1 protein-coding gene is annotated in these 1505 nt (G+C 42.8%); it reads left to right on the top strand.

Annotated elements, in window-relative coordinates; genetic code table 11:
• Nucleotides 1–121 precede the first annotated feature (121 nt).
• Complete coding sequence (gene murQ / locus AN490_RS12760) at nucleotides 122–1069, top strand: N-acetylmuramic acid 6-phosphate etherase (RefSeq protein WP_015080466.1); 948 nt, start codon at nucleotides 122–124, stop codon at nucleotides 1067–1069.
• The last annotated feature ends 436 nt before the right edge of the window (nucleotides 1070–1505 follow it).

A 1505-nucleotide genomic window follows, 5' to 3' on the forward strand; every position in this document is an offset into this window, starting at 1 on the left:
ACTGTACGGGCGAAGCATTTGGAGAACTATTTTTGGCAATGACCGATAATTTATCTTCCAAATGCTTCGCCCCTACTGACAACGGACAACTGACAACTAACAACTGACACAGTATACACAAATGACAAATTTCCAGGAACGCGGGCATCTGCTCACCGAACAAGTTAATCCCCATAGTCTCAATTTAGACCAACTCAACTCTTTAGAGTTGGTAGAATTATTTAATAGCGAAGACCAAAAGGCAGTAGCAGCAGTAGCAGCGGCTAAAGTTCAGTTAGCAGCAGCTATTGACCTCGCAGCAGAAAAACTGCGTCAAGGTGGTCGTTTATTTTATGTGGGTGCAGGGACAAGTGGCAGATTAGGAGTATTAGATGCTGCCGAGTGTCCACCTACTTTCTGCACTTCCCCAGAATTGGTACAAGGGATTATTGCTGGTGGTGCGGGAGCATTAGTCCGCAGTTCCGAGGATTTGGAAGATCGAGCGGAAGATGGCGAAACTGCGATCGCGCAACGACAAATCACGCAACTGGATGTAGTCGTCGGCATCACGGCTGGGGGAACAACGCCTTTCGTTCACGGTGCCATTAATGCAGCGCGTCAACGGGGGGCTAAGACTATTTTTATAGCCTGTGTTCCCACAGAACAAGTCGGTATTGAAGTTGATATTGATATTCGTTTATTGACAGGACCAGAAATTTTAGCTGGTTCTACTCGCTTAAAAGCGGGGACGGTGACAAAATTAGTGTTAAATACCCTTTCGACTGGGGTAATGGTTAAACTAGGTAAAGTGTATGGGAATCGCATGGTTGATGTCGCTGTCACGAATCAAAAATTACATGATCGCGCTTTACGGATCTTACAAGACTTAACTAGTTTAAGTCGAGAAGCAGCCGGGTTTTTACTAGAACATAGTGGTAAATCGGTTAAATTGGCATTATTAATGCACTGGACTGGTTTAGACCAAGAATTTGGGAAACAACTACTAGCCAGCCATCAAGGCAATCTTCGACTGGCTGTAACTAGCTGTCAACCAGACATAAAAGCCAAGAATAAGAAAAGTCAGGAATAATTCAATCTAAATTCTGATTCGGTGACGAACTGTTTTTTTCGGGCTACGCATCTTTTAAAAACATCTTTTTTTTGACAGAAGCTCTAAACTGGTGCAAATGAGTGTTTCTTATCTGTTCCCAGTTAAGAGTTTCCTTCTTTTGTAATTTATTTGACACTCTGCGGTCTAAAGACACGCAGATTCTTTAAGACCTGCTTAAAAAGGATAGTCAATTATCCTCCTAGACGCTCAAGGCAACTACCAGTACGACAGGTATTGCAATTGCGCTTACTTTTGTTTTTTTTGCTGCTTTTGTGAGTCCATCAATTTTTAATGTTAAACGCTCCATGGTTTACCATTGCTTGCTTACCCAGGCTACAGCTATGCCGAGACGAGATAAATCAGGGGTTTCTCCTTAATAAAACACTTCTTTGCGCTGATGGTTATTCCTACTTGC

The sequence above is a fragment of the Anabaena sp. AL09 genome (genome assembly GCF_001672255.1).
Classification (GTDB): domain Bacteria; phylum Cyanobacteriota; class Cyanobacteriia; order Cyanobacteriales; family Nostocaceae; genus Dolichospermum; species Dolichospermum lemmermannii.

Bases quoted from the DNA above. Each gene is read 5' to 3' on its own strand.
- murQ (WP_015080466.1), top strand. From the start codon at position 122: ATGACAAATTTCCAGGAACGCGGGCATCTGCTCACCGAACAAGTTAAT.